This is a genomic window from Streptomyces palmae, assembly GCF_004684805.1.
GTDB lineage: Bacteria > Actinomycetota > Actinomycetes > Streptomycetales > Streptomycetaceae > Streptomyces > Streptomyces palmae.
Genome location: NZ_SRID01000361.1, coordinates 1 through 7,011, shown reverse-complemented (window position 1 = coordinate 7,011; position 7,011 = coordinate 1). Strand labels below are relative to the sequence as shown.

Genomic DNA, 7,011 nt, shown 5'->3' with positions numbered 1-7,011 from the left:
CCCCTGGGGGGCCTGGCGGCCCCCTGGGGCGGGCCTCGGAGCGCCCAGGGACCCTGGGGCCGGGTTACGCGGTGGGGGTCCAGAGGTTGGTGATGGGGACGTTCAGGTCGGCCAGTAGGCGGCGGAGGAGGGGGAGGGAGAGGCCGATGACGTTGCCGGGGTCGCCGTCGATGCCGTCGATGAACGGGGCCGAGCGGCCGTCCAGGGTGAAGGCGCCGGCCACTCGCAGCGGTTCGCCGCTGGCCACGTAGGCGGCCACCTCGGCGTCGCTGGGCTCGCCGAAGCGCACCGTGGTCGTGGCGGTGGCGGAGACCTGCCGGCCGCTCGCGGTGTCGATCACGCAGTGGCCGGTGCACAGCACACCGGACCGGCCGCGCATCGCCTTCCAGCGGGCGGTGGCCTCCTCGGCGTCGGCGGGCTTGCCCAGCGCCTGGCCGTCCAGCTCCAGCACCGAATCGCAGCCGACCACCAGGGCGCCCGCGGCCTGCGGCAGCCTCGCCACCACGTCCGCCTTGGCCTCGGCCAGCAGGCGGGACAGCTCGACGGGGGTGTCCGCGGTGATGGCGTCCTCGTCCACCCCGCTGACGATCACCTCGGGCGCCAGGCCCGCCTGGCGCAGCAGCCCGAGCCGGGCGGGGGAGGCGGACGCGAGGACAAGGGTGCGGCGGTCAGTCATGGGCTCCAGCGTAGGGGGTGCCCGACGGGCCCCGTCGGCCGTCCCGGCGCCGGGTGGCAGCAGTTCCCCAGCCGCCCTGCTGCCTCAGTGCGCGGCCATGCCTCGGGACATCGTGAGGGCCCGCCGCGTACGCCCGGTCAGTTCCTCCCGCTGAGGGCACTCAGCACGATCAGCGCGATCAGTACGCAGACCGCCATGACGGTGCCCGCGCGGCGCAGGCTGGCCTGCACCCGGCGGAGTTCCTCGGGGGGTTCGTCTGAGGGGTCGGACCAGAGCATGCCCCCGATCCTGCCGCTGAGGCGCCGGTGGCGCCTGAGTATCCGTACTCAGGCGCCACCGGCGGGAAAGGCAGCTGGTCAGGCAGGCCAGTAGCTGGTGCGCCAGGCGCTCGGCCCGGGGTGCGGAAGCCGGCTGCCGGGGACGGTACGGGCCGGGTCGGACCACTCGGAGAGGGTGGGCCGGCCGTCCGGCGCGGCGGCCGCGGCCGCCGCGCGGGCTTGGACCACCGCGAGTGCGGCGGCCAGCTCCTCCGGGGTGGGGTTGCCGTGCAGAACCCTGATCATGGAGTTTCAGCCCTTCTCGAGAGTGGGCGGGCAAGGAAGTCGCTGAGTGTGCGAAGCGTCCGTTGAGGGTGGCGGTGGGCGGGGTGGCCTAGAGGGGGATGTTGCCGTGCTTCTTCGGGGGCAGGGTCTCCCGCTTCGTGCGCAGGGTGCGCAGGCCGCGGACGATGTGCCGGCGGGTCTCGGACGGCATGATCACCGCGTCCACGTAGCCGCGCTCGGCCGCGACGTACGGGTTGAGCAGGGTGTCCTCGTAGTCGGTCATCAGCTCGGCGCGGGTGGCCTCGGGGTCCTCGGCCTCCGCGATGGTGCGGCGGTGCAGGATGTTCACCGCGCCCTGCGCGCCCATCACCGCGATCTGCGCGGTCGGCCAGGCCACGTTGAGGTCGGCGCCCAGGTGCTTGGAGCCCATGACGTCGTACGCGCCGCCGAACGCCTTGCGGGTGATCACCGTGATCAGCGGGACGGTGGCCTCCGCGTAGGCGTAGATCAGCTTGGCGCCGCGCCGGATGATGCCGTTGTACTCCTGGTCGGTGCCCGGCAGGAAGCCCGGCACGTCCACGAAGGTCAGCACCGGCACGTTGAAGGCGTCGCAGGTGCGGACGAAGCGCGCGGCCTTCTCCGAGGCGTCGATGTCCAGGCAGCCGGCGAACTGCATGGGCTGGTTGGCGACCACGCCCACCGGGTGGCCCTCGACCCGCCCGAAGCCGGTGACGATGTTGGGCGCGAACAGCGGCTGGACCTCCAGGAACTCGCCGTCGTCCAGCACGTGCTCGATGACCTTGTGCATGTCGTACGGCTGGTTCGCGGAGTCCGGGATCAGGGTGTCCAGCTCCCGGTCCTCCTCGGTGACCTCCAGGTCGGCCTGCTCGGGGAAGGCCGGCGGCTCGGAGAGGTTGTTCGAGGGGAGGTAGGACAGCAGCGAGCGGACGTAGTCGATGGCGTCCTTCTCGTCGGCGCCCATGTAGTGCGCGACACCGGAGGTGGTGTTGTGGGTGCGGGCGCCGCCCAGCGCCTCGAAGCCGACGTCCTCGCCGGTCACCGTCTTGATGACGTCGGGACCGGTGATGAACATGTGCGAGGTCTGGTCCACCATCACGGTGAAGTCAGTGATCGCCGGGGAGTAGACCGCGCCGCCCGCGCAGGGGCCCACGATCAGGCTGATCTGCGGGATCACACCCGAGGCATGAACGTTACGGCGGAAGATCTCGGCGAACAGGCCGAGCGCCGCCACGCCTTCCTGGATCCGGGCGCCGCCGCCGTCGTTGATGCCGATGACCGGGCAGCCGGTCTTCAGGGCGAAGTCCATCACCTTGACGATCTTCTCGCCGTAGACCTCGCCCAGCGAGCCGCCGAAGACGGTGAAGTCCTGCGAGTAGACGCACACCGGGCGGCCGTCGACGGTGCCGTAGCCGGTGACCACGCCGTCTCCGTACGGGCGGTTCTTCTCGATGCCGAAGTTGGTCGAGCGGTGCCGGGCGAACTCGTCCAGCTCGATGAAGGAGCCCTCGTCGAGAAGAAGGTCGATGCGCTCACGGGCGGTCAGCTTGCCCTTGGCGTGCTGCTTCTCCACCGCGCGCGCGGAACCGGCGTGGATGGCCTCATCGATACGGCGCTGCAGATCCGCGAGCTTGCCCGCGGTGGTGTGGATGTCAATTTCCTTCTCGGACATCGGCGTGCGGCTCCTGCTCGTCCTCAGGGCGGACTGGATGGGGGACTTGTGTTCCGGGGCTCCCGAGACCTGTGGGTCCCGGGGGTGCCGGCGCTGTCTGGGTTGTGGGGGACAGGGTTCGGGGTACTCGGAACGCTCGGTGGTCGGACGTCGGTGGTTTTCCGGGTGGGTCTCCTCGGTTACCGGGTCGTAGGGTATCGGCGGGGACTGCGCGGTGGCACTGCGTCGTTGGCCACACCTCCTGACCCTAGGCTGGCCCGTATGAGCCCTTCTGACACCCACGGCAGCCGGTGGAGCGATCTGGACCGGCCACCGCTGAACGCCGACGCGCTGCGCCGCGCCCTGGTCCGGCCCGGCGGGCTGTGGACCGCCCTGGACGTGGTGGCGGCCACCGGCTCCACCAACACCGACCTGGTCGCCCGGGCCGGGGAGGGGGCCGCCGAGGGCGTCGTGCTGGTCGCCGAGGAGCAGACCGCCGCGCGCGGCCGGCTGGACCGCAGCTGGAGCGCCCCCGCCCGCTCCGGGCTCTTCTTCTCCGTGCTGCTGCGCCCGGGCGACCGGGTCCCCGCGGCCCGCTGGGGCTGGCTGCCGCTGCTCGCCGGGGTCGCCACCGCCACCGCGCTGTCCCGCGCCGCCGGTGTGGACACCGCCCTGAAGTGGCCCAACGACCTGCTGCTGCGGGTGGGCGGCGAGGAGCGCAAGGCGGGCGGCATCCTCGCCGAGCGGGCCGCGGGGGCCCCCGGCGCGGAGGCCGGGGTGGTGATCGGCATCGGGCTCAACGTGAGCCTGCGCGCGGACGAGCTGCCGGTGCCCACCGCCGGCTCGCTGGCCCTGGCCGGGGCGCACACCGTGGACCGCGATCCGCTGCTGCGCGCCGTACTCCGCTCCTTCGAACACTGGTACGGGAAGTGGTGCGAGGCCGGCGGCGATCCCTCGGTCAGCGGACTCCAGGAGGCGTACGCGGCCGGCTGTGCCACCCTGGGCCGGACGGTTCGGGCGGAGCTGCCCGGCGGGCGGGACACGGTGGGGGAGGCGGTCGCGGTGGACGGCGACGGACGGCTGGTGCTGGCCACCGCGGACGGGGTGCGGGAGCCGATCGCGGCGGGCGACATCGTGCATCTCCGCCCTGCCGGAGGAGAGTGAGCTACGGCACACCTGACGTATCGTTGTGGCGGTCCGTCCAGCTCACGGGCGGCCCCCCGACGGTTTCCGCGACCAGCGGCCGGAGCATCCGGCACTGGGAAGACCGGAAGGAACGGGAACGCTCAGACACGTCGGACACGAGGGAAGCGGAAACGGCAGTGCGCAGGACTCGGACAGGGGGCGGGCGGTGACCGTCGAAGACGGCGCGGATCCGGACGCGGTGAACCCCGGATCGGCCACGCCGGACACTCCGGCCGCCGTCGAGCCCGCCGGCGAGGACGACTCGATCGCGCTCCGGCTGGAGCGGCTGATCCTCGGCGCCGAGCGGCAGTACACCCCCTTCCAGGCGGCCCGCAGCGCCGGTGTCTCGGTGGAGCTGGCCACCCGCTTCTGGCACGCCATGGGCTTCGCCGACATCGGCCAGGCCAAGGCGCTCACCGAGGCCGACGTGCTGGCGCTGCGGCGGCTGGCCGGACTGGTGGAGGCCGGGCTGCTCAGCGAGCCGATGGCGATCCAGGTCGCCCGCTCCACCGGGCAGACCACCGCCCGGCTGGCCGACTGGCAGATCGACTCCTTCCTGGAGGGCCTGACCGAGCCCCAGGAACCCGGACTCACCCGCACCGAGATCGCCTACCCGCTGGTCGAGCTGCTGCTCCCGGAGCTGGAGGAGTTCCTGGTCTACGTCTACCGGCGGCAGCTGGCCGCGGCGACCGGCCGGGTGGTGCAGGCGGGGGACGACGTGGAGATGGTCGACCGGCGGCTGGCCGTGGGCTTCGCCGACCTGGTCGGCTTCACCCGGCTCACCCGCCGGCTGGAGGAGGAGGAGCTCGGCGAGCTGGTCGAGTCCTTCGAGACCACCGCCGCCGACCTGGTCGCCGCGCACGGCGGGCGGCTGATCAAGACCCTGGGCGACGAGGTGCTGTACGCCGCGGACGACGCGGGCACCGCCGCCGAGATCGGCCTGCGGCTCATCGAGACCATGGCCAACGACCCCACCATGCCGGAGCTGCGGGTGGGCATCGCCTTCGGCACCGTGACGACCCGGATGGGCGATGTCTTCGGCACCACCGTCAACCTGGCCAGCCGGCTCACCTCGATAGCCCCCAAGGACGCGGTGCTGGTGGACGGGGCGCTGGCCGAGGAGCTGACCCGCACCGGGGACGCCCCGGTCTCCGAGGCGGAGGCCGCGGAGGAGGCCGCCGCGGCCGACAAGCGCGGCGAGGCCGCCCCGGAGTACCGTTTCGCGCTCCAGCCGATGTGGCAGCGCCCGGTGCGCGGCCTCGGCGTGGTCGAACCCTGGCTGCTCACCCGGCGCGGCTGAGACGCTGCCGGCAGGGGGGTGACGCGCGCCGCCTCGCCTGCGATGATCCGGTCAACGATCGTTAACGTACCGGGAGGGCGGCATGACGGAACAGCGGTTCGGCGAGTTCGTCGGGGTCACGCGACATGGACATGTGGCCGAGCTGGCACTCGACCGGCCCAAGGCGATGAACGCGGTCTCCACCGAGATGGCCCGCTCCCTCGCGACCGCCTGCGATGCCCTCGCCCAGGACCGCTCGGTGCGGGTCGTGGTGCTCACCTCCACCCATGAGCGCGCCTTCTGCGTGGGCGCGGACCTCAAGGAGCGCAACGGCTTCAGCGACGCCGAGCTGCTCCGGCAGCGCCCGCTGGCCCGCTCCGCCTACACCGGGGTGCTGGAACTGCCCATGCCCACCGTGGCCGCGGTGCACGGCTACGCCCTCGGCGGCGGCTTCGAGCTGGCGCTCTCCTGCGACCTGATCGTGGCCGACCCCACCGCGGTGGTGGGCCTGCCCGAGGTCTCGGTGGGCGTGCTGCCGGGCGGCGGCGGCACCCAGCTGCTGCCCCGCCGGGTGGGCGCCGCGCGCGCCGCGGAGCTGATCTTCACCGCCCGCCGGGTGCCCGCCGAGGAAGCGCTCCGGCTCGGCCTGGTGGACCAGCTGGCGGCCGAGGGCGCGGACCGTACCGAGGCGCTGGAACTGGCCGCCCGGATCGCCGCCAACTCGCCGGTGGGCCTGCGCGCGGCCAAGCGGGCCCTCCGCCTCGGCCACGGCCTGGACCTGCGCACCGGCCTGGAGGTGGAGGACGCCGCCTGGCGCACGGTGGCCTTCTCCGGCGACCGGGCGGAGGGCGTGGCCGCGTTCAACGAGAAGCGGACGCCGGACTGGCCGGGGGAGTGAGCAGCCCGAGGACTGCCCCTCCCTCCGCCTGACCCCCGGGCTGACTCCGGGGGTGCTCCCGGGAGGTGGCCAGTAGGTGCCCCCGGGGGCCCAGTAGGTGCTCCCGGTGGCGGCCCAGGTGGTGCCTCTGGGGCTGCCCCGACAGGCCCCAGGGGGTGGCCCGGGCGGTGCCCGGTAGGCGCTCTCGGGAGGCCCCCCGTCCCCGGCGGGCTCACCGGTCCGCCGGGGACGGCAGGACGCGGCTCCCGGGGCGCCACCCGCGCCTCCGAGAAGCGCGAAAACCGCCCGGTATTCCTAGGCTGGATGGCGGGGTACGCGCCGTGATACGGGAGGTGCGTGGTGCGCGCCGCGCACCGGAACGGAATGCGAGGCACGGTGACCGACGAGGGCGATGCGCGGCTGAGGGCCGTGGTGGGGCTGGCGCAGGCCATGGCGGCGGCGCACACCCCGCAGGACGCGGTGCGCTCCGCCGCCGCCGGCGCCCGCCGCGCCCTCGGCGGGGACTTCGCGGCCGTCTCGGTCTGGGAGCGCGAGCTGGGGCGGCTGCGGGTCCTGGTGAACGAGGGGGAACTGGCCGAGGACGAGCAGGAGTTCCCGGCGGACGAGTGCTACCCGGTCAGCGACTTTCCGGAGATCACCGAGTTCCTGCACGAGGAGTGGGCGCGCGGCGGGGAGCCGCACGCCTGGGTGGAGGTGGCCGATCCGCCTCCCGGGGCCGACGGCGGCGGGGAGCCGGGGGTACGGCCCGACGCGGGCTGGGGG

7 protein-coding genes and 1 pseudogene are annotated in these 7,011 nt (G+C 73.6%); 4 read left to right on the top strand and 4 right to left on the bottom strand.

All coding sequences use genetic code 11. The features are described 5' to 3' along the window. Positions 1-64: 64 nt before the first annotated feature. From E4099_RS26660 to E4099_RS26650, 4 genes are all read right to left on the bottom strand, one after another. Positions 65-676 carry a Maf family protein gene (locus tag E4099_RS26660; RefSeq protein ID WP_135341677.1) on the bottom strand — a complete coding sequence of 204 codons (612 nt, stop codon included), beginning with the start codon at positions 674-676 and terminating at the stop codon, positions 65-67. A gap of 137 nt (positions 677-813) precedes the next feature. Beyond that, positions 814-954 carry a morphogenic membrane protein MmpB gene (gene mmpB, locus E4099_RS33230; RefSeq protein ID WP_167828487.1) on the bottom strand — a complete coding sequence of 47 codons (141 nt, stop codon included), beginning with the start codon at positions 952-954 and terminating at the stop codon, positions 814-816. Between the two features lie 78 nt (positions 955-1,032). After that, on the bottom strand, positions 1,033-1,239 hold the full coding sequence (locus tag E4099_RS26655; RefSeq protein ID WP_135341676.1) for an acyl-CoA carboxylase epsilon subunit: 207 nt from the start codon (positions 1,237-1,239) through the stop codon (positions 1,033-1,035). A gap of 88 nt (positions 1,240-1,327) precedes the next feature. After that, positions 1,328-2,908 (bottom strand): acyl-CoA carboxylase subunit beta, encoded by a 1,581-nt coding sequence (locus E4099_RS26650; RefSeq protein WP_135341675.1) that lies wholly within the window; start codon positions 2,906-2,908, stop codon positions 1,328-1,330. Positions 2,909-3,169: 261 nt separating this feature from the next. On the opposite strand from E4099_RS26650, the gene E4099_RS26645 reads away from it, so the two are divergent. From E4099_RS26645 to E4099_RS26630, 4 genes and pseudogenes are all read left to right on the top strand, one after another. Then, a complete protein-coding gene (locus E4099_RS26645; protein WP_135341674.1) occupies positions 3,170-4,051 on the top strand; it encodes a biotin--[acetyl-CoA-carboxylase] ligase in 882 nt (293 codons plus the stop codon). A 220-nt stretch (positions 4,052-4,271) separates the two neighbouring features. Next, positions 4,272-5,372, top strand: coding sequence for an adenylate/guanylate cyclase domain-containing protein (locus E4099_RS26640; RefSeq protein WP_135341678.1), 1,101 nt, complete (start codon positions 4,272-4,274; stop codon positions 5,370-5,372). Between the two features lie 82 nt (positions 5,373-5,454). Then, positions 5,455-6,249 carry an enoyl-CoA hydratase/isomerase family protein gene (locus tag E4099_RS26635; protein WP_135341673.1) on the top strand — a complete coding sequence of 265 codons (795 nt, stop codon included), beginning with the start codon at positions 5,455-5,457 and terminating at the stop codon, positions 6,247-6,249. 363 nt (positions 6,250-6,612) lie between these two features. Next, positions 6,613-7,011, top strand: a pseudogene (locus tag E4099_RS26630) (diguanylate cyclase); the annotation flags it as partial.